Source organism: Mycobacterium sp. NGS26 (assembly GCF_059813025.1).
Map to the genome: position 1 here is coordinate 155,348 of NZ_JCALDU010000006.1, position 19,000 is coordinate 174,347.

Annotated in this window: 11 protein-coding genes; 10 read left to right on the plus strand and 1 reads right to left on the minus strand. The window is 69.7% G+C overall.

Annotation, left to right across the window (positions count from 1 at the left end; all coding sequences use genetic code 11):
* Positions 1 to 30 precede the first annotated feature (30 nt).
* The 6 genes from AC5Y6X_RS19905 (at position 31) to rplL (ending at position 7,555) form a co-directional block, all read left to right on the plus strand.
* Positions 31 to 4,215, plus strand: coding sequence for a glycoside hydrolase family 38 N-terminal domain-containing protein (locus AC5Y6X_RS19905; protein WP_499988625.1), 4,185 nt, complete (start codon positions 31 to 33; stop codon positions 4,213 to 4,215).
* On the plus strand, positions 4,212 to 4,829 hold the full coding sequence (locus tag AC5Y6X_RS19910; RefSeq protein ID WP_499988626.1) for a DUF7158 domain-containing protein: 618 nt from the start codon (positions 4,212 to 4,214) through the stop codon (positions 4,827 to 4,829). Before AC5Y6X_RS19905 ends, AC5Y6X_RS19910 begins: the two co-directional genes overlap by 4 nt.
* Complete coding sequence (locus tag AC5Y6X_RS19915; RefSeq protein WP_499988627.1) at positions 4,829 to 5,755, plus strand: ROK family protein; 927 nt, start codon at positions 4,829 to 4,831, stop codon at positions 5,753 to 5,755. The genes AC5Y6X_RS19910 and AC5Y6X_RS19915 overlap by 1 nt, the downstream gene beginning before the upstream one ends.
* Before the next feature lie 61 nt (positions 5,756 to 5,816).
* Complete coding sequence (locus AC5Y6X_RS19920) at positions 5,817 to 6,257, plus strand: anthrone oxygenase family protein (RefSeq protein ID WP_499988628.1); 441 nt, start codon at positions 5,817 to 5,819, stop codon at positions 6,255 to 6,257.
* Positions 6,258 to 6,493: 236 nt separating this feature from the next.
* Positions 6,494 to 7,129: a 50S ribosomal protein L10 gene (rplJ, locus tag AC5Y6X_RS19925; protein WP_499988629.1), complete on the plus strand. Its 636-nt coding sequence runs from the start codon at positions 6,494 to 6,496 to the stop codon at positions 7,127 to 7,129.
* Positions 7,130 to 7,159: 30 nt separating this feature from the next.
* The gene (rplL, locus tag AC5Y6X_RS19930) at positions 7,160 to 7,555 is read left to right on the plus strand and encodes a 50S ribosomal protein L7/L12 (protein WP_067324242.1); all 396 of its coding nucleotides are present in this window, start codon (positions 7,160 to 7,162) and stop codon (positions 7,553 to 7,555) included.
* 51 nt (positions 7,556 to 7,606) lie between these two features.
* On the opposite strand, the gene AC5Y6X_RS19935 is transcribed toward rplL, so the two are convergent.
* Positions 7,607 to 8,296 (minus strand): TetR/AcrR family transcriptional regulator, encoded by a 690-nt coding sequence (locus AC5Y6X_RS19935; RefSeq protein WP_499988630.1) that lies wholly within the window; start codon positions 8,294 to 8,296, stop codon positions 7,607 to 7,609.
* Positions 8,297 to 8,358: 62 nt separating this feature from the next.
* Here AC5Y6X_RS19935 and AC5Y6X_RS19940 point away from each other — a divergent pair, with 62 nt between their 5' ends.
* From AC5Y6X_RS19940 to AC5Y6X_RS19955, 4 genes are all read left to right on the plus strand, one after another.
* Positions 8,359 to 9,861 (plus strand): carotenoid oxygenase family protein, encoded by a 1,503-nt coding sequence (locus tag AC5Y6X_RS19940; protein WP_499988632.1) that lies wholly within the window; start codon positions 8,359 to 8,361, stop codon positions 9,859 to 9,861.
* Positions 9,862 to 10,031: 170 nt separating this feature from the next.
* A complete protein-coding gene (locus tag AC5Y6X_RS19945) occupies positions 10,032 to 11,042 on the plus strand; it encodes an ABC transporter ATP-binding protein (protein ID WP_324680995.1) in 1,011 nt (336 codons plus the stop codon).
* 455 nt (positions 11,043 to 11,497) lie between these two features.
* Positions 11,498 to 14,995 (plus strand): DNA-directed RNA polymerase subunit beta, encoded by a 3,498-nt coding sequence (rpoB, locus tag AC5Y6X_RS19950; RefSeq protein WP_499988633.1) that lies wholly within the window; start codon positions 11,498 to 11,500, stop codon positions 14,993 to 14,995.
* 35 nt (positions 14,996 to 15,030) lie between these two features.
* On the plus strand, positions 15,031 to 18,981 hold the full coding sequence (locus AC5Y6X_RS19955; protein WP_499988635.1) for a DNA-directed RNA polymerase subunit beta': 3,951 nt from the start codon (positions 15,031 to 15,033) through the stop codon (positions 18,979 to 18,981).
* The last annotated feature ends 19 nt before the right edge of the window (positions 18,982 to 19,000 follow it).

The window sequence follows — 19,000 nt, forward strand, 5'->3', positions numbered from 1 at the left end:
ATCCTAAATTCGCGCCGTAAAGTGCGGGCAATGCAGGTGGTTTCGGCGGAGTCGACGGAGCTTTTCGTCGGGCCGCCGGACGCGCCGTCGCAGCTGGCGCGTGTCGCCCTGGCCGGCGTGGCCGGGCCGACGCCGATCCGCATCGACGGCGACGGCCTGGCGGGGGAGGCGGTCGCCGACGCCGGCGCCGAGATCGTCGAGGTCCCCGTCACGGTTGAGCGTCCGGTCGTCGGCCAGCGCCGCGCCGCCCGGGTGCGCGCCGGGCGGGCGGGCACGCCGTTCGAGTTCGTCGTGGCCGAGCCCGGCTGGACGATGTACATGGTCAGCCATTTCCACTACGACCCGGTGTGGTGGAACACCCAGGGCGCCTACACCAGCGAGTGGGCCGCGGACCCGCCCGGCCGCCAGACCAACGGCTTCGAGCTGGTACACGCGCACCTGGAGATGGCTCGCCGCGAGCCCGAATACAAGTTCGTGCTGGCCGAGGTCGACTACCTCAAGCCGTATTGGGACACCCATTCCGAGGACCGCGCCGACCTGCGCCGGTTCCTGGCCGACGGCCGCGTCGAGGTCATGGGCGGCACGTACAACGAGCCCAACACCAACCTCACCGGCCCGGAGACCACGATCCGAAACCTGGTGCACGGCATCGGTTTTCAGCGCGACGTGCTCGGCGCCGACCCGGCCACGGCCTGGCAGCTCGACGTGTTCGGGCACGACCCACAGTTCCCCGGGATGGCCGCCGACGCCGGGCTGACGTCGAGTTCGTGGGCCCGGGGGCCACACCACCAATGGGGCCCGGGCGGCAATGTCGAGGCGATGCAGTTCTGCAGCGAGTTCGAGTGGATCGCGCCGTCGGGCCGCGGCCTGCTGACCCACTACATGCCCGCCCACTACGGGGCCGGGTGGGGGATGGACTCGTCGGCCTCGCTCGCCGACGCCGAGGCCGAGACCTACAGGTTGTTCGGCCAGCTGAAGAAGGTCGCGCTGACGCGCAACGTGCTGCTCCCGGTCGGCACCGACTACACCCCGCCGAACAAGTGGGTCACCGCGATCCACCGCGACTGGGCCCGGCGCTACACCTGGCCGCGGTTCGTGTGCGCGCTGCCGCGGGAGTTCTTCGCGGCGGTGCGCGCCGAACTCGCCGAGCGCGGCCAGGCGCCGTCGCCGCAAACCCGCGACATGAACCCGATCTACACCGGCAAGGACGTCTCCTACATCGACACCAAGCAGGCCAACCGGGCCGCCGAAAACGCCGTCCTGGACGCCGAGCGGTTCGCGGTGTTCGCCGCGCTGACGACCGGCGCCGAGTACCCGCAGGCCGCCCTGGCCAAGGCGTGGGTGCAGCTGGCCTACGGCGCGCACCACGACGCCATCACCGGCTCGGAATCCGACCAGGTGTACCTCGACCTGCTGACCGGCTGGCGCGACGCGTGGGAGCTGGGCCGCGCCGGCCGCGACAACGCGCTGGCGTTGCTGTCTGGTGCCGTGAATCTTCCAGGCGCCCAAGGGCATTCGGTGGTGGTGTGGAATCGGCTGACGCAGCGGCGCACCGATATCGTCACCGCCCGGCTCGACCCGCCGATCGGCGCGGGGGTGCGCGTGCTGGACCCCGACGGCGCCGAACTGCCCGCCCACGTCGAGCACGACGGCCGGTCGGTCACCTGGCTGGCCGGCGACGTGCCCTCGCTGGGGTGGCGGGCCTACCGGCTGGTCCCGGCGGGCGAAGCGGCGGGCTGGGAACCGGCGCCCGGGTTGGAAATCGGCAACGAGCACTACCGGCTGACGGTCGACCCGGCGCGCGGCGGGGCGGTGTCCTCCCTGATTCGGGACGGTCGTCAGCTGATCGCGACCGGCCGGGTCGGCAACGAGCTCGCCGTCTACGAGGAATACCCGGCGCACCCCACGCAGGGCGAGGGCCCGTGGCACCTGCTGCCCAAGGGGCCGGTGGTGTGCTCGTCGGAGGCGGCCGCCCGGGTGCAGGCCTACCGCGGCCCGCTGGGGCAGCGACTCGTGGTGCGCGGCGGCGTCGGCACCCTGCTGCGCTACACCCAGACCATCACCCTGTGGCGCGGCGTGGCGCGGGTGGACTGCCGCACCACCATCGACGAGTTCACCGGGGCGGACCGGTTGGTGCGGCTGCGCTGGCCGTGTCCGGTGCCGGGCGCCATGCCGGTCAGCGAGGTGGGCGACGCCGTCATCGGGCGGGGCTTCGCGCTGCTGCACGACGGGTCGCGATCGGTGGACACCGCGCGGCACCTGTGGACGCTGGACAACCCGGCCTACGGCTGGTTCGGGCTTTCGTCGGCGGCCCGGGTCCGGGTCTCGGACACCGCCGTGCGCGCGGTGTCGGTGGCCGAGGTGGTCTCGCCGGGCGAAACGACATCCGGGCCGCTGGCCCGCGAGCTGATGGTCGCGCTGGTCCGCGCCGGCGTCACGGCCACCTGCAGCGGCGCCGACCAGCCGCGCTACGGCCACCTCGACGTCGACTCCAACCTGCCCGACGCGCGGATCGCGCTGGGCGGGCCCGACCGCAACGCCTTCACCAAGGCCGTGCTGGCCGAGGCGGACCCGGAATACACCGCCGATCTCGAACGGCAGCTGGCCGCGACGGGCCGGGCGCGGGTCTGGGTGCCCGCCGCGGCGCCGTTGGCCGCGGCCTGGGTGCCCGGCGCGGACCTGCGTGGGCTGCGGGCGCTGCCGGTCCTGGTGATCGCGGGCTCCGACGACGACGGTCTGAGCGACGAGATCGCCTCGGTGGCAAGCGATCTCGGGGACGCCGAGATCGTCGTGAACCAGCGGGCCCCGGCGGCGATGGAGCCCTTCGAGCCCCGCACCGTCGCGCTGCTCAACCGCGGCGTGCCGAGCTTCGCCGTCGACACCGAAGGCACGCTGCACACCGCGCTGATGCGGTCCTGCACGGGCTGGCCGTCCGGCGTCTGGATCGACGAACCCCGCCGCACCGCGCCCGACGGCTCGAACTTCCAGCTGCAGCACTGGACCCACACCTTCGACTACGCGCTGGTCTGCGGCGACGGCGACTGGCGGCGCGCCGGGATCGCGGCCCGCAGCGCGCAGTTCTCCCACCCGCTGCTCGCCGTCGTTCCGGGCCGGCGCCGGGGCAAGCTGCCGGCGACCGGGTCCCTGCTGCACCTCGACCCCGCCGGCTCGGTGCACCTGGGTGCGCTCAAGGCGGCCGGCAACCCGCTGACCGCCGGCAGCGCCGCCCCGGTCGACCCCGGCGTGGTGGCCCTGCGGCTGGTCGAAACCGGCGGGGGGACCGCCCGCGTCGGCATCGGTTCGGCGCTGGGCGAGGTCGGCGCGCTCGAGCCTGCCGACCTGCTGGAAGCCCCGCGAGGGCGGCGACGAAAACGATCGATCGAGCTGCGGGGCTATCAGGTCGCCACCGTGCTGGCGCGGCTCGACATGCCGCGGGTGATTTCCGGCGGCCGGGCCGGCCCGCTGGCCCCGCATGCCGAGCCCGCCCAGCCGCTTTACGCGCGCTATTGGCTGCACAATCGCGGGCCCGCGCCGCTCGGCGGGTTGCCGGCGGTCGCGCACCTGCACCCGCGCCTGGTGACCGCGCGCCCGGGCGGCGGGGCGGTGTTTCGGCTCACCGCGTCCAGCGACTGCAGCGATGCCGCGCTGCGGGGCGCGGTGAAGGTGGTGTGCCCGCACGGCTGGTCGGCCACGCCCGCCGAGCAGCCGTTCGCGCTCTGCGCCGGCGAGTATCACGAGATCGACGCCGAGGTGGCGATTCCCGCGGGCGCGGAACCCGGGCTCTACCCGATCCGGGCCCAGCTGCGCCTCACCGGGGATTCGCTGCCGACCGCGTGGCGCCAGGTGGTCGAGGACGTGGGCGTGGTGGCCGTCGGTGAGGACGGGGCCGACCTCGGCGACCTGCTCTACCTGGTCGACGGGCCCGCCGACATCGCGCTGCGCGCCGGCGAGACGGCCCGGCTGGTCGTCACGGTCGGCACCCGCGCCCGCGCCGACCTGGCGCTGGAGGCGCACCTGATCAGCCCGTGGGGCACCTGGGAGTGGATCGGCCCGCCGGCGCTGGGCGCGGTGCTGCCCGCGCGCGGCACGGCCGAGCTCGGCTTCGCCGTCACCCCGCCCGCGTGGCTGGAGCCCGGCCAATGGTGGGCACTGGTCCGGGTCGGCTGCGCCGGCCGGCTGGTCTACTCACCGGCGGTGAGGGTGACCGTGACATGAACGCCCAAGTGGTCGCGACCGTCGCCGGCACCCCGGTCGGCAGCGACGAGGTCGACGCCCGGGAGGCGCGGCTGCGCAGCGGTGCGCGCGCGGCGGCGCTGCCGACCGGCGGCACCAGCGAGGGGCGGCAGCTGCGGCGCTGGCTCACCCAGCTGATCGTGACCGAACGCGTGGTCGCCGTCGAGGTGGCCGCGCGGGGGCTGAACGCGCGGGACGCCCCGACCGAGGCCGAGCTGCTGCCCGACGTCACCACCCGGCTGGAGATCGGCAGCGTGGCCGCGGCCGTGCTGGCCGATCCGGGCGCGCGGGCGCTGTTCGCCGACGTCACCGCGACGGTCCGGGTCACCGACGAAGACGTGGCCGACTACCACGCCCGCAACCCGCTGCGGTTCGCCGCACCGCGCCCGGGCCGTGACGGCTGGCGCGCCCCGTCGCCGGTCGCGCCGCCGCTGGCGGAGGCGCGCACCGCGATCGCCGAGCACCTGCGGGGCGCCGCGCGCCGGCGCGCCTTCCGGGTGTGGCTGGATGCGCGCACCGCGGAGCTGGTCCGGCTGACTCCCGGCTACGAGCATCCCGGCGACCCCCACCAGCCCGACAACACCCACAGGCACTGATGGCCGCGCTCACGCTCTGCCTGGACATCGGCGGCACCAAGATCGCCGCCGCCCTGGCCGACCCCGGCGGCGCGCTGGTGCACACCACCACCCGGCCCACCCCGCCGCGGGCTTCCGCCGAGGACGTCTGGGCCGCCGTCGCCGCGTCGATCGCCGACGCCGTGGGCGCCGCCCCGGGTCCGGTCGCCGCGGTGGGGATCGCCTCGGCCGGCCCCATCGACCTGCGCACCGGCTGCGTCAGCCCGATCAACATCGGGTCCTGGCGCGACTTCCCGCTGCGCGACCGCGTCGCGGCCGCGGTGCCCGGCGTGCCCGTGCGGCTCGGCGGCGACGGCGTGTGCATGGCCCTGGGCGAGCACTGGCGCGGCGCCGGGCGGGACGCCCGCTTCCTGCTGGGCATGGTGGTGTCCACCGGCGTGGGCGGCGGATTGGTGCTCGACGGCGTCCCCTACACCGGGCGCACCGGCAACGCCGGTCACGTCGGTCACGTCGTGGTCGAACGCGACGGCCTGCCGTGCTCGTGTGGCGGGCGCGGCTGCGTCGAGACCGTCGCGGCCGGCCCGTCGCTGGTGCGCTGGGCCCGGGCCAACGGCTGGTCGGCGCCGCCCGACGCCGGCGCCACGCAGCTGGCGGCCGCGGCGGCGCGCGGGGATGCATTGGCGCTGCGGGCGTTTCACCGCGGGGCCAACGCGCTCGCGGCGATGATCGCCTCCGTGGGCGCGGTCTGCGACCTCGACCTCGTCGTCATCGGGGGAGGCGTGGCGAAATCCGGTCCGCTGCTTTTCGACCCCCTGCGCGCCGCGCTGCCCGGCTACGCGGGGCTGGCCTTCCTCGCGGGCCTGCGGGTGGTGCCGGCCGAGCTCGGCGGCGAGGCCGGCCTGGTCGGCGCGGCCCGGCTCGCCGGACTCAGCCAGTTCCCGCCGTGACGCCGATGCCGTTGCACCACAGGTGCTTTCGTCTGTCCCAGCCTCACGGAAGGTCATTGTCATGAACGAGATCACCGATGCAGTCGCCGTTGTGATCGCCGGGCCGATGGTGGGCGTGGAGCTGGCGGTCGCGGTCTTCTTCAACCCGCTGTTCGACCGGCTGCCCGACGATGCCTTCCGCGCGGTCCGCGCCGGGGCCGCCCGGGTCCTGGGCGCGGTGATGCCGTTCTGGTATTCCGCCTCGCTGCTCCTCATCGCGGTGGCCGCCGTCCGCGCGGGCGGTGGCCACCGCACCTGGCTGTGTGGCATCGCAGGGGGCCTGCTGGCCGTCGTGGTGCTGCTGACGGTCACCATGCTGGTGCCGATCAACAACCGCATCGCGAAGTGGCCCGCCACCGGTGAGGTCTCGCGGGAGCTCGCCGCCCGGTGGGACCGCTTGCACCGGGTGCGGGTGGGGTTGCTGGTGGTGCTCTTCGCGGTGCTGGCCGTCGGCGTCACCTGAGGCCGTTTTGGCTGATCGCCGGTGGTCAGGCTATGGTGGTTGCCGATCCACCGAAGACCGTCGGTCACCGAGCAATCGGTTGAAGGTCCGGGCATGTCCCGGCGGCCCACGCAGGAGGACGAGGCATCAGCGCCGGCGCGCGCCGGCGTGTTTCACGCCCCGGCCGCTTCCTGCGCCGGGGCGTTCGTCGTTCCTGGGTGATCGCAGACAACAGACGCCCAATCGAGGAGGCATGCATGGCAAAGGCGGACAAGGCCACCGCCGTTGCAGACATCGCCGAGCAATTCACCGGCTCGACGGCCACCCTGATCACCGAATACCGCGGTTTGACGGTGGCCAACCTGGCCGAGCTGCGGCGGTCGCTGGCGGGATCGGCCACCTACGCGGTGGCCAAGAACACGCTGATCAAGCGCGCCGCCGCGCAAGCCGGGATCGAGGGCCTCGACGAACTGTTCGTCGGCCCGACGGCCATCGCGTTCGTCACCGGTGAGGCGGTCGACGCCGCCAAGGCCATCAAGACCTTCGCCAAGGACAACAAGGCGCTGGTCATCAAGGGCGGCTACATGGACGGCCACCCGTTGACGGTCGCCGAGGTCGAGCGCATCGCCGACCTGGAATCCCGAGAGGTGCTGCTGGCCAAGCTGGCCGGCGCGATGAAGGGCAACCTGGCCAAGGCGGCAGGCCTGTTCAGCGCCCCGGCTTCGCAGGTGGCCCGGCTTGCGGCCGCGCTGCAGGAGAAGAAGGCCGCCGAACCCGGCGCCGCTGCCGCCGAACCGGCCGCCGAAACGCCCGAACCGGCTGCCGAGCCCGTCGCCGAGACACCCGAACCCGCGGCTGAGACACCCACCGAGACACCGGCCGAAGCCGAGTAACCCAAACCCAAACCAGGAAGGACCCACACCATGGCAAAGATGTCCACCGACGACCTGCTCGACGCGTTCAAGGAGATGACCCTGCTGGAGCTCTCCGACTTCGTCAAGAAGTTCGAGGAGACCTTCGAGGTCACCGCGGCCGCCCCGGTCGCGGTCGCCGCGGCGGGCGGTCCCGCCGCCGGTGGCGCGCCGGCCGAGGCCGCCGAGGAGCAGTCCGAGTTCGACGTCATCCTCGAGGCCGCCGGCGACAAGAAGATCGGCGTCATCAAGGTTGTCCGCGAGATCGTCTCCGGTCTGGGCCTCAAGGAGGCCAAGGACCTGGTGGACGGCGCGCCCAAGCCGCTGCTGGAGAAGGTCGCCAAGGAGGCCGCCGACGAGGCCAAGACCAAGCTCGAGGCCGCCGGCGCCACCGTCACCGTCAAGTAATTCCGCCGAGCAGACGTAAAAGCCCCCGACACGCCGAGTGTTCGGGGGCTTTTACGTCTGCTCACCGAACGCCGCGCGGAACGACTGCCGTATCCGCACGGGCGAATCTCCCAGGGCGACAAACAGATTCGTGAACATCGAGCCGAGCACCGGCCCGACCGCCGCGCTCTCGTCGCCGTAGAAGCCGGCCAGTTCGAGCAACACGAAGCCGTGCATCAGCGCCCAGAACTGGGCCGCGATGGCTACCACCGTCTCGTCGTCGCCGGCGTCGATCCGGCCGGCCAGCATCGACCGGCGCACCGCCCGCACCACGTGCGCGAAGCTGGGGATGTCCTGCTCGATCTCGGCAACGGTCAGCTTGAGGATGTTGCCGGCCGGGGCGTTGATGCCGTGGGCGCTGGTGCTGCCGAACATCAGCCGATACATGTGCGGGCGCTCGATCGCGTAGCGCCGGTAGGCCAGTCCGATGGCCGCCAGGTCGGCCACCGGGTCGTCCGTCTGGGGCACCGACAACGCGGCGTCGAACTGCCGCAGGCTCTCCTCGGCGACCGCGGCGATCAGCCCTCGCATCCCACCGAAATGCGTGTAGACGGCCATCGTCGAGGTCCCCGCGGCGCCGGCCACCTTGCGGGTCTGCAGCGCGTCGGGCCCATGCTCGTCGAGCAGGTTCACCGCGGCGTGCAGCATCTCGTCGCGGACGCCGCGAACGCTGGTCTCGGTCTCCGAAGTCATCCTTGCCATCTTCTCATCGGGCGCGTACGGTTCTCATAACACTGAAATATCAATGTTATAGGAGCTTAGCAGTGACGTCTACGCAAACCGCCACAACCGCGAATCCGTATCTCGAGGGCTTCCTGGCGCCCGTAGCCGCCGAGGTGACCGCGACCGACCTCGAGGTCACCGGGCACATCCCCGAGCACCTGGACGGGCGCTATCTGCGCAACGGGCCGAACCCGGCCCAGGAGGTCGACCCGGCCGCCTATCACTGGTTCACCGGCGACGGCATGGTGCACGGGGTGGCGCTGCGCGACGGGAAGGCGTGTTGGTACCGCAACCGCTGGGTGCGCAGCGCGTCGGTGTGCGCCGCTCTCGGCGAGCCGGCGCCAGGCCGGCTCGACCCGCGGGCGGGCATGCAGTCGCTGGGCGCCAACACCAATGTGCTTTGCCACGCCGGAAAAACCCTGGCCCTCGTCGAGGGCGGGGTGGCCAACTACGAGCTGACCGACGAGCTCGACACCGTCGGGACGTGCGACTTCGACGGCACCCTGCCCGGTGGCTACACCGCCCATCCGCACCGCGATCCGCGCAGCGGCGAGCTGCACGCGGTGTCCTACTCGTTCGCCCGCGGGCGAACGGTGCAGTACTCGGTGATCGACACCGCGGGCCGCGCTCGCCGGACGGTCGACATCGAGGTGTCGGGGTCGCCGATGATGCACGACTTCTCGCTGACCGACAAATATGTGGTGATCTACGACCTGCCGGTGACGTTTGACCCGGTGCAGGTGCTGCCCGCGTCGATGCCGCGCTGGCTGTCGCTGCCGGCCCGGCTGGTGCTGCAGTCGCTGATCGGACGCGTCCGGGTGCCCAGCCCGATCGCGGTGATGATGAACCGCAACCCGAAGCATTCCGACGTCCTGCCGTACGCCTGGGACCCGCACTACCCGGCCCGCATCGGCGTCATGCCCCGCGAGGGCGGCAACAACGACGTGCGCTGGTTCGACATCGAACCTTGCTACGTCTACCACCCGCTCAACGCCTACTCCGAAATGCGGGACGGGGCCGAGGTTTTGGCGCTCGACGTGGTGCGCTACTCGCGGATGTTCGACCGCGACCGGCGCGGCCCCGGCGACAGCCAGCCCACACTGGATCGCTGGACCATCAACCTGACGACCGGCGCGGTCGGCACCGAATGCCGCGACGACCGCTCGCAGGAGTTCCCCCGCATCAACGAGACCCTGCTGGGCGGGCGGCACCGGTTCGGCTACGCCGTCGGCATCGAAGGTGGGTTCTTCGCCGCGGGCGGGGCCAAGCTCGAGACGCCGCTGTACAAGCACGACTACGCGACGGGATCCAGCACGGTGGCCGCGCTCGACCCGGCCCTTTTGATCGGTGAGATGTCTTTCGTGCCCAACCCCGAGGGCCAAGCCGAAGACGACGGCATCCTGATGGGATACGGCCATCACCGCGGCCGCGACGAAGGCCAGCTGATCCTGCTGGATGCCCAGACCCTCGAGTCGGTGGCGACCGTGCACCTGCCGCAGCGGGTGCCGATGGGCTTCCACGGCAACTGGGCGCCGGCCGGCTAGCCGCGACCTTAGACACGTGTTGACCAGCGCGGCAGCGCGGCGTCTCGAGTTGGGTAATTTTTTGCGCAGGTGCCGTGCAACCCTGATGCGGCGCCTCGGCGGTGCGCTACAGTGACTCAAGCCACAAGAACGGGCTGGTGGCGGGCACAGCGTCGACGGAAGGATTCCCCATGGGCGTCGCTATCGAGGTGAACGGCCTCACGAAGTCGTTCGGATCCTCGAGGATCTGGGAAGACGTGACGTTGGAAATCCCCGCCGGGGAGGTCAGCGTCCTGCTGGGACCGTCGGGTACCGGCAAATCGGTGTTCCTGAAGTCCCTCATCGGTCTGCTGCGCCCGGAGCGCGGCTCGATCATGATCGACGGCACCGACATCATCGAATGCTCGGCCAAGGAGCTGTACGAGATCCGCACGCTGTTCGGCGTGATGTTCCAGGACGGCGCGCTGTTCGGGTCGATGAACCTTTACGACAACACGGCGTTCCCGCTGCGCGAGCACACCAAGAAGAAGGAAAGCGAGATCCGTGACATCGTCATGGAGAAGCTGGAGATGGTCGGCCTCGGCGGCGACGAGAAGAAGTTCCCCGGCGAGATCTCCGGCGGTATGCGCAAGCGCGCCGGCCTGGCCCGGTCGTTGGTCCTCGACCCGCAGATCATCCTGTGCGACGAGCCCGACTCGGGTCTGGACCCGGTCCGCACCGCCTACCTGAGCCAGCTGATCCTGGACATCAACGCCCAGATCGACGCCACGATCCTGATCGTCACGCACAACATCAACATCGCCCGCACCGTGCCGGACAACATGGGCATGCTGTTCCGCAAGCACCTGGTGATGTTCGGGCCCCGCGAGGTGCTGCTGACCAGCGACGAGCCGGTGGTGCGCCAGTTCCTCAACGGCCGGCGCATCGGGCCGATCGGCATGTCGGAGGAAAAGGACGAGGCCACCATGGCCGAGGAGCAGGCCATGGTCGACGCGGGTCACCACGGCGGCGGCGTCGAGGAGATCGAGGGCGTGCCCCCGCAGATCACCGCGACCCCGGGCATGCCGGAGCGCAAGGCGGTCGCGCGGCGCCAGGCCCGGGTGCGCGAGATCCTGCACACGCTGCCCAAGAACGCCCAGGCGGCGATCCTCGACGATCTCGAGGGCACCCACAAGTACCGGGCGCACGAGTTCGGCGACTAGCCGCCGACCACCACATACGGAGCCGCCTCCGGCCGGCATGGTTGGAGGGCCGCGTCTCCGCGCGCGCTCGAGGGACCCGGACCCGAAATTTTTCCCGTTAACTTCACGCAACTTGCCGCCCTTGCTCTTGACGACGGGGCGCAAACGGGCCAGTCTGTTGGGCAGCATGTGCCCACGGGAACGCAAGATGCCAGCCAGCGCCGATGTTCCCTGGGTGGGTAGTTGATGTATGCGCGCGCCTGCGCTATCGTTGGACGTTGCGCTGGCTACTTCCTGCCCACCTCACCCGCCACTTGACACCGTGGTCTTAGCCTGAGCCCCCTCTGCGGCCCAGCTATTCAGTTGCGCGTGAGATCAGGGCAGATCGTTCGCCGGCCTAACCGACACAATTCGCGGCGAACAGGCCCGGTGGCCCCGGTTCTCGTGAGTCGCACGAGGTGCTGGAAGGATGCATCTTGGCAGATTCCCGCCGAAGCAAGACGGACTCTTCTCGCCCACAAAGCTCCGCCAACAGCTCCGTCCCCGGAGCACCCAACCGAATTTCCTTCGCCAAGCTCCGCGAGCCGCTCGAGGTTCCGGGGCTTCTCGACGTGCAGACCGACTCGTTCGAGTGGTTGATTGGTTCGCCGCGCTGGCGTGAGGCCGCATCCGCGCGCGGAGACGTGAAGCCGGTCGGCGGCCTCGAAGAGGTGCTCTACGAGCTGTCGCCGATCGAGGATTTCTCCGGCTCGATGTCGCTGTCGTTCTCCGACCCCCGGTTCGACGAGGTCAAAGCCCCCGTCGACGAGTGCAAAGACAAGGACATGACGTACGCGGCCCCGCTGTTCGTCACGGCCGAGTTCATCAACAACAACACCGGTGAGATCAAGAGCCAGACGGTGTTCATGGGCGACTTCCCGATGATGACCGAGAAGGGCACGTTCATCATCAACGGCACCGAGCGGGTGGTGGTCAGCCAGCTGGTGCGCTCGCCCGGCGTGTACTTCGACGAGACCATCGACAAGTCCACCGAGAAGACGCTGCACAGCGTCAAGGTGATCCCCAGCCGCGGCGCCTGGCTGGAGTTCGACGTCGACAAGCGCGACACCGTCGGCGTGCGCATCGACCGCAAGCGCCGTCAGCCGGTCACCGTGCTGCTCAAGGCGCTGGGCTGGACCAGCGAGCAGATCACCGAGCGGTTCGGCTTCTCCGAGATCATGATGTCGACGCTGGAGAAGGACAACACCGCCGGCACCGACGAGGCGCTGCTGGACATCTACCGCAAGCTGCGTCCGGGCGAGCCGCCGACCAAGGAGTCCGCGCAGACGCTGCTGGAGAACCTGTTCTTCAAGGAGAAGCGCTACGACCTGGCCCGGGTGGGCCGTTACAAGGTCAACAAGAAGCTCGGGCTGCACGCCGGTGAGCCGATCACGAGCTCGACGCTGACCGAGGAAGACGTCGTCGCCACCATCGAGTACCTGGTGCGCCTGCACGAGGGGCAGTCCACGATGACCGTTCCCGGCGGCGTCGAGGTTCCGGTGGAAACCGACGACATCGACCACTTCGGCAACCGCCGGCTGCGCACCGTCGGCGAGCTGATCCAGAACCAGATCCGGGTCGGCATGTCGCGCATGGAGCGCGTCGTCCGGGAGCGGATGACCACTCAGGACGTCGAGGCGATCACGCCGCAGACCCTGATCAACATCCGGCCCGTCGTCGCCGCGATCAAGGAGTTCTTCGGCACCAGCCAGCTGTCGCAATTCATGGACCAGAACAACCCGCTGTCGGGTCTGACCCACAAGCGCCGGCTGTCGGCGCTGGGGCCGGGCGGTCTGTCGCGCGAGCGCGCCGGGCTGGAGGTCCGCGACGTGCACCCGTCGCACTACGGCCGGATGTGCCCGATCGAGACCCCGGAGGGTCCGAACATCGGTCTGATCGGGTCGCTGTCGGTGTACGCGCGGGTCAATCCGTTCGGCTTCATCGAGACGCCGTACCGCAAGGTGATCGACGGTGTGGTCACCGACGAGATCGAGTACCTGACCGCCGACGAGGAGGACCGCCACGTGGTGGCGCAGGCCAACTCGCCGATCGACGACGACGGCAGGTTCACCGAGGCGCGCGTGCTGGTCCGCCGCAAGGCGGGCGAGGTGGAGTACGTGTCCTCGTCCGAGGTGGACTACATGGACGTCTCGCCGCGCCAGATGGTCTCGGTGGCCACGGCCATGATCCCGTTCCTCGAGCACGACGACGCCAACCGGGCCCTGATGGGCGCCAACATGCAGCGCCAGGCGGTTCCGCTGGTGCGCAGCGAACGGCCGCTGGTGGGCACCGGCATGGAGCTGCGCGCCGCGATCGACGCCGGCGACGTCGTTGTCGCCGAGAAGTCCGGCGTCATCGAGGAAGTCAGCGCCGACTACATCACCGTGATGGCCGACGACGGCAGCCGGCACACCTACCGGATGCGCAAGTTCGCCCGTTCCAACCACGGCACCTGCGCCAACCAGTCGCCGATCGTGGACGCGGGCGACCGCGTCGAGGCCGGCCAGGTGATCGCCGACGGCCCGTGCACCGACCAGGGTGAGATGGCGCTGGGCAAGAACCTGCTGGTGGCGATCATGCCGTGGGAGGGCCACAACTACGAGGACGCGATCATCCTGTCCAACCGCCTCGTCGAGGAGGACATCCTCACCTCGATCCACATCGAGGAGCACGAGATCGACGCCCGTGACACCAAGCTGGGCGCGGAGGAGATCACCCGGGACATCCCGAACGTCTCCGACGAGGTGCTGGCCGACCTCGACGAGCGCGGCATCGTGCGCATCGGCGCCGAGGTTCGCGACGGCGACATCCTGGTCGGCAAGGTCACCCCGAAGGGGGAGACCGAGCTTACGCCGGAGGAGCGGCTGCTGCGCGCGATCTTCGGCGAGAAGGCCCGCGAGGTTCGCGACACCTCGCTGAAGGTGCCGCACGGCGAGTCCGGCAAGGTGATCGGGATCCGGGTGTTCTCCCGCGAGGACGACGACGAGCTGCCGGCCGGCGTCAACGAGCTGGTCCGCGTCTACGTCGCCCAGAAGCGCAAGATCTCCGACGGCGACAAGCTCGCCGGCCGGCACGGCAACAAGGGCGTGATCGGCAAGATCCTGGCGCAGGAGGACATGCCGTTCCTGCCGGACGGCACGCCGGTGGACATCATCCTGAACACCCACGGTGTGCCGCGACGGATGAACATCGGCCAGATCCTGGAGACGCATCTCGGCTGGTGCGCGCACAGCGGGTGGAAGGTCGACGGGCATCCCGACTGGGCGTCCCGGCTGCCCAAGGAGCTGCTGGAGGCCGAGCCGAACGCCATCGTGTCGACGCCGGTGTTCGACGGCGCCCAGGAGGCCGAGCTGCAGGGGCTGTTGTCGGCCACGCTGCCCAACCGGGACGACGACGTGTTGGTGGATGCCGACGGCAAGGCGGTGCTGTTCGACGGCCGCAGCGGTGAGCCGTTCCCGTACCCGGTGACGGTTGGCTACATGTACATCATGAAGCTGCACCACCTGGTGGACGACAAGATCCACGCCCGTTCCACCGGCCCGTACTCGATGATCACCCAGCAGCCGCTCGGTGGTAAGGCACAGTTCGGTGGCCAGCGCTTCGGTGAGATGGAGTGCTGGGCCATGCAGGCCTACGGTGCCGCGTACACGCTGCAGGAGCTGCTGACGATCAAGTCCGACGACACCGTCGGCCGGGTCAAGGTCTACGAGGCGATCGTCAAGGGCGAGAACATCCCGGAGCCGGGTATTCCCGAGTCGTTCAAGGTGCTGCTCAAGGAGCTGCAGTCGCTTTGCCTCAACGTCGAGGTGCTGTCGTCCGACGGCGCGGCGATCGAGCTGCGCGAAGGTGAGGACGAGGACCTCGAGCGGGCCGCGGCGAATCTCGGAATCAACCTGTCCCGCAACGAATCCGCCTCTGTTGAGGATCTGGCTTAATCAGTTACTAAACCCGCAAGGGGAAAGGGAGTTACGTGCTCGACGTCAACTTCTTCGATGAACTCCGTATCGGTCTGGCCACCGCGGAGGACATCAGGCAATGGTCTTACGGCGAGGTCAAGAAGCCGGAGACGATCAACTACCGCACGCTGAAGCCCGAGAAGGACGGCCTGTTCTGCGAGAAGATCTTCGGACCGACTCGCGACTGGGAGTGCTACTGCGGCAAGTACAAGCGGGTGCGCTTCAAGGGCATCATCTGTGAGCGCTGCGGCGTCGAGGTGACCCGCGCCAAGGTGCGCCGCGAGCGGATGGGCCACATCGAGTTGGCCGCGCCGGTCACGCACATCTGGTACTTCAAGGGCGTGCCGTCGCGCCTGGGGTACCTGCTGGACCTGGCGCCGAAGGACCTCGAGAAGATCATCTACTTCGCCGCCTACGTCATCACCTCCGTCGACGAGGAGATGCGGCACAACGAGCTGTCGACGCTCGAGGCCGAAATGGTGGTGGAGCGCAAGGGAGTTGAGGACCAGCGCGACGCCGAGCTGGAGGCCCGTGCGCAGAAGCTGGAGGCCGACCTGGCCGAGCTGGAGGCCGAGGGCGCCAAGGCCGACGCGCGGCGCAAGGTCCGTGACGGCGGCGAGCGGGAGATGCGCCAGATCCGCGACCGGGCCCAGCGTGAGCTGGACCGGCTGGAGGACATCTGGAACACCTTCACCAAGCTGGCCCCCAAGCAGCTGATCGTCGACGAGAACCTCTACCGCGAGCTCGTCGACCGCTACGGCGAGTACTTCACCGGCGCCATGGGCGCGGAGTCGATCCAGAAGCTGATCGAGAACTTCGACATCGACGCCGAGGCCGACTCCCTCCGCGACGTCATCCGAAACGGCAAGGGACAGAAGAAGCTTCGCGCCTTGAAGCGTCTGAAGGTGGTGGCCGCGTTCCAGCAGTCGGGCAACTCGCCGATGGGCATGGTGCTCGACGCCGTCCCGGTGATCCCGCCGGAGCTGCGCCCGATGGTGCAGCTCGACGGTGGCCGGTTCGCCACGTCCGACCTCAACGACCTGTACCGCCGCGTGATCAACCGCAACAACCGGCTCAAGAGGCTGATCGACCTCGGTGCCCCCGAGATCATCGTCAACAACGAGAAGCGGATGCTGCAGGAGTCCGTGGACGCGCTGTTCGACAACGGCCGCCGCGGCCGCCCGGTCACCGGGCCGGGTAACCGTCCGCTGAAGTCTTTGAGCGATCTGCTCAAGGGCAAGCAGGGCCGGTTCCGCCAGAACCTGCTCGGTAAGCGTGTCGACTACTCGGGCCGTTCGGTCATCGTGGTCGGCCCGCAGCTCAAGCTGCACCAGTGCGGTCTGCCCAAGCTGATGGCGCTCGAGCTGTTCAAGCCGTTCGTGATGAAGCGTCTGGTCGACCTCAACCACGCGCAGAACATCAAGAGCGCCAAGCGGATGGTGGAGCGGCAGCGTCCCCAGGTGTGGGACGTCCTCGAAGAGGTCATCGCCGAGCACCCCGTGCTGCTGAACCGCGCGCCCACCCTGCACCGGCTGGGCATCCAGGCGTTCGAGCCAATGCTGGTGGAGGGCAAGGCCATTCAGCTGCACCCGTTGGTGTGTGAGGCGTTCAACGCCGACTTCGACGGCGACCAGATGGCCGTGCACCTGCCGCTCTCCGCCGAGGCGCAGGCCGAGGCCCGCATCCTGATGCTGTCGAGCAACAACATCCTGTCGCCCGCGTCGGGCCGCCCGCTGGCCATGCCGCGACTGGACATGGTGACCGGGCTGTACTACCTGACCACCGAGGTCGAGGGCGACACCGGCGAATACCAGCCGGCCGCAAAGGACAAGCCGGAGATCGGCGTGTACTCCTCACCGGCCGAGGCGATCATGGCGGCCGACCGCGGGGTGCTCTCGGTGCGGGCCAAGATCAAGGTCCGGCTGACCCAGCTGCGCCCGCCGGTCGAGCTCGAGGCCGAGCTGTTCGGCGCCAACGGCTGGCAGCCGGGGGACGCCTGGATGGCCGAGACCACGCTGGGCCGGGTGATGTTCAACGAGCTGCTGCCGCTGGGCTACCCGTTCGTGAACAAGCAGATGCACAAGAAGGTGCAGGCCGCCATCATCAACGACCTGGCCGAGCGCTACCCGATGATCGTGGTCGCGCAGACCGTCGACAAGCTCAAGGACGCCGGTTTCTACTGGGCGACCCGCAGCGGTGTCACGGTCTCGATGGCCGACGTGCTGGTTCCGCCGCGCAAGAAGGAGATCCTCGACCAGTACGAGGAGCGGGCCGACAAGGTCGAAAAGCAGTTCCAGCGTGGCGCTTTGAACCACGACGAGCGCAACGAGGCGCTGGTGGAGATCTGGAAGGAAGCCACCGACGAGGTCGGTCAGGCGCTGCGGGAGCACTACCCCGCCGACAACCCGATCATCACCATCGTCGACTCGGGTGCCACGGGTAACTTCACCCAGACCCGGACGCTGGCCGGCATGAAGGGTCTGGTGACCAACCCGAAGGGTGAGTTCATCCCGCGTCCGGTCAAGTCGTCGTTCCGCGAGGGCCTGACCGTGCTGGAGTACTTCATCAACACCCACGGCGCCCGAAAGGGCTTGGCGGACACCGCGTTGCGGACCGCCGACTCCGGGTACCTGACCCGTCGCCTGGTGGACGTGAGCCAGGACGTCATCGTCCGCGAGCACGACTGCCAGACCGAGCGCGGCATCGTCGTCGAGCTGGCCGAGCGCCAGCCCGACGGCACGCTGATCCGTGACCCGTACATCGAAACCTCGGCGTACGCACGGACTCTGGGCACCGACGCGGTCGACGAGAAGGGCAACGTCGTCGTCGCGCGCGGCGAGGACCTGGGCGACCCGGAGATCGACGCCCTGCTGGCGGCGGGCATCACGCAGGTCAAGGTGCGCTCGGTGCTGACGTGCACCACCGGCACCGGCGTCTGCGCGACCTGCTACGGGCGGTCCATGGCCACCGGCAAGCTGGTCGACATCGGCGAGGCCGTCGGCATCGTCGCCGCCCAGTCCATCGGTGAGCCCGGCACGCAGCTGACCATGCGCACCTTCCACCAGGGTGGTGTCGGTGAGGACATCACCGGCGGTCTGCCGCGCGTGCAGGAGCTGTTCGAGGCCCGCGTGCCGCGCGGCAAGGCGCCGATCGCGGACGTCACCGGCCGGGTCCGTCTCGAGGAGGGTGAGCGCTTCTACAAGATCACCATCGTCCCCGACGACGGCGGCGAGGAAGTCGTCTACGACAAGCTCTCCAAGCGGCAGCGGCTGCGCGTGTTCAAGCACGACGACGGTTCCGAGGGAGTGCTTTCCGACGGTGACCACGTCGAGGTGGGCCAGCAGTTGATGGAGGGCTCGGCCGACCCGCACGAGGTGCTGCGCGTGCAGGGCCCCCGGGAGGTGCAGATCCACCTGGTCCGCGAGGTCCAGGAGGTCTACCGCGCCCAGGGTGTGTCGATCCACGACAAGCACATCGAGGTGATCGTCCGCCAGATGCTGCGCCGCGTCACCATCATCGACTCGGGCTCGACGGAGTTCCTGCCCGGCTCGCTGATCGACCGTGCGGAGTTCGAGGCGGAGAACCGCCGGGTGGTGGCCGAGGGCGGCGAGCCCGCCGCCGGCCGTCCGGTGCTGATGGGTATCACGAAGGCGTCGCTGGCCACCGACTCGTGGCTCTCCGCGGCGTCGTTCCAGGAGACCACGCGAGTGCTGACCGATGCGGCGATCAACTGCCGCAGCGACAAGCTCAACGGCCTGAAGGAGAACGTGATCATCGGGAAGCTGATCCCGGCCGGTACCGGTATCAACCGGTACCGCAACATCCAGGTGCAGCCGACCGAGGAGGCCCGCGCCGCCGCGTACACGATCCCGTCCTACGAGGATCAGTACTACAGCCCGGACTTCGGCCAGGCCACCGGCGCCGCGGTTCCGCTGGACGACTACGGCTACAGCGACTACCGGTAGTCACTCAGGAAAAGCCCCC

Coding starts and splice junctions, on each gene's coding strand:
- AC5Y6X_RS19945 (WP_324680995.1), top strand. CDS start 10,032: ATGGGCGTCGCTATCGAGGTGAACGGCCTCACGAAGTCGTTCGGATCC.
- AC5Y6X_RS19905 (WP_499988625.1), top strand. CDS start 31: ATGCAGGTGGTTTCGGCGGAGTCGACGGAGCTTTTCGTCGGGCCGCCG.
- AC5Y6X_RS19910 (WP_499988626.1), top strand. CDS start 4,212: ATGAACGCCCAAGTGGTCGCGACCGTCGCCGGCACCCCGGTCGGCAGC.
- rplL (WP_067324242.1), top strand. CDS start 7,160: ATGGCAAAGATGTCCACCGACGACCTGCTCGACGCGTTCAAGGAGATG.
- rplJ (WP_499988629.1), top strand. CDS start 6,494: ATGGCAAAGGCGGACAAGGCCACCGCCGTTGCAGACATCGCCGAGCAA.
- AC5Y6X_RS19935 (WP_499988630.1), bottom strand. CDS start 8,296: ATGGCAAGGATGACTTCGGAGACCGAGACCAGCGTTCGCGGCGTCCGC.
- AC5Y6X_RS19920 (WP_499988628.1), top strand. CDS start 5,817: ATGAACGAGATCACCGATGCAGTCGCCGTTGTGATCGCCGGGCCGATG.
- AC5Y6X_RS19915 (WP_499988627.1), top strand. CDS start 4,829: ATGGCCGCGCTCACGCTCTGCCTGGACATCGGCGGCACCAAGATCGCC.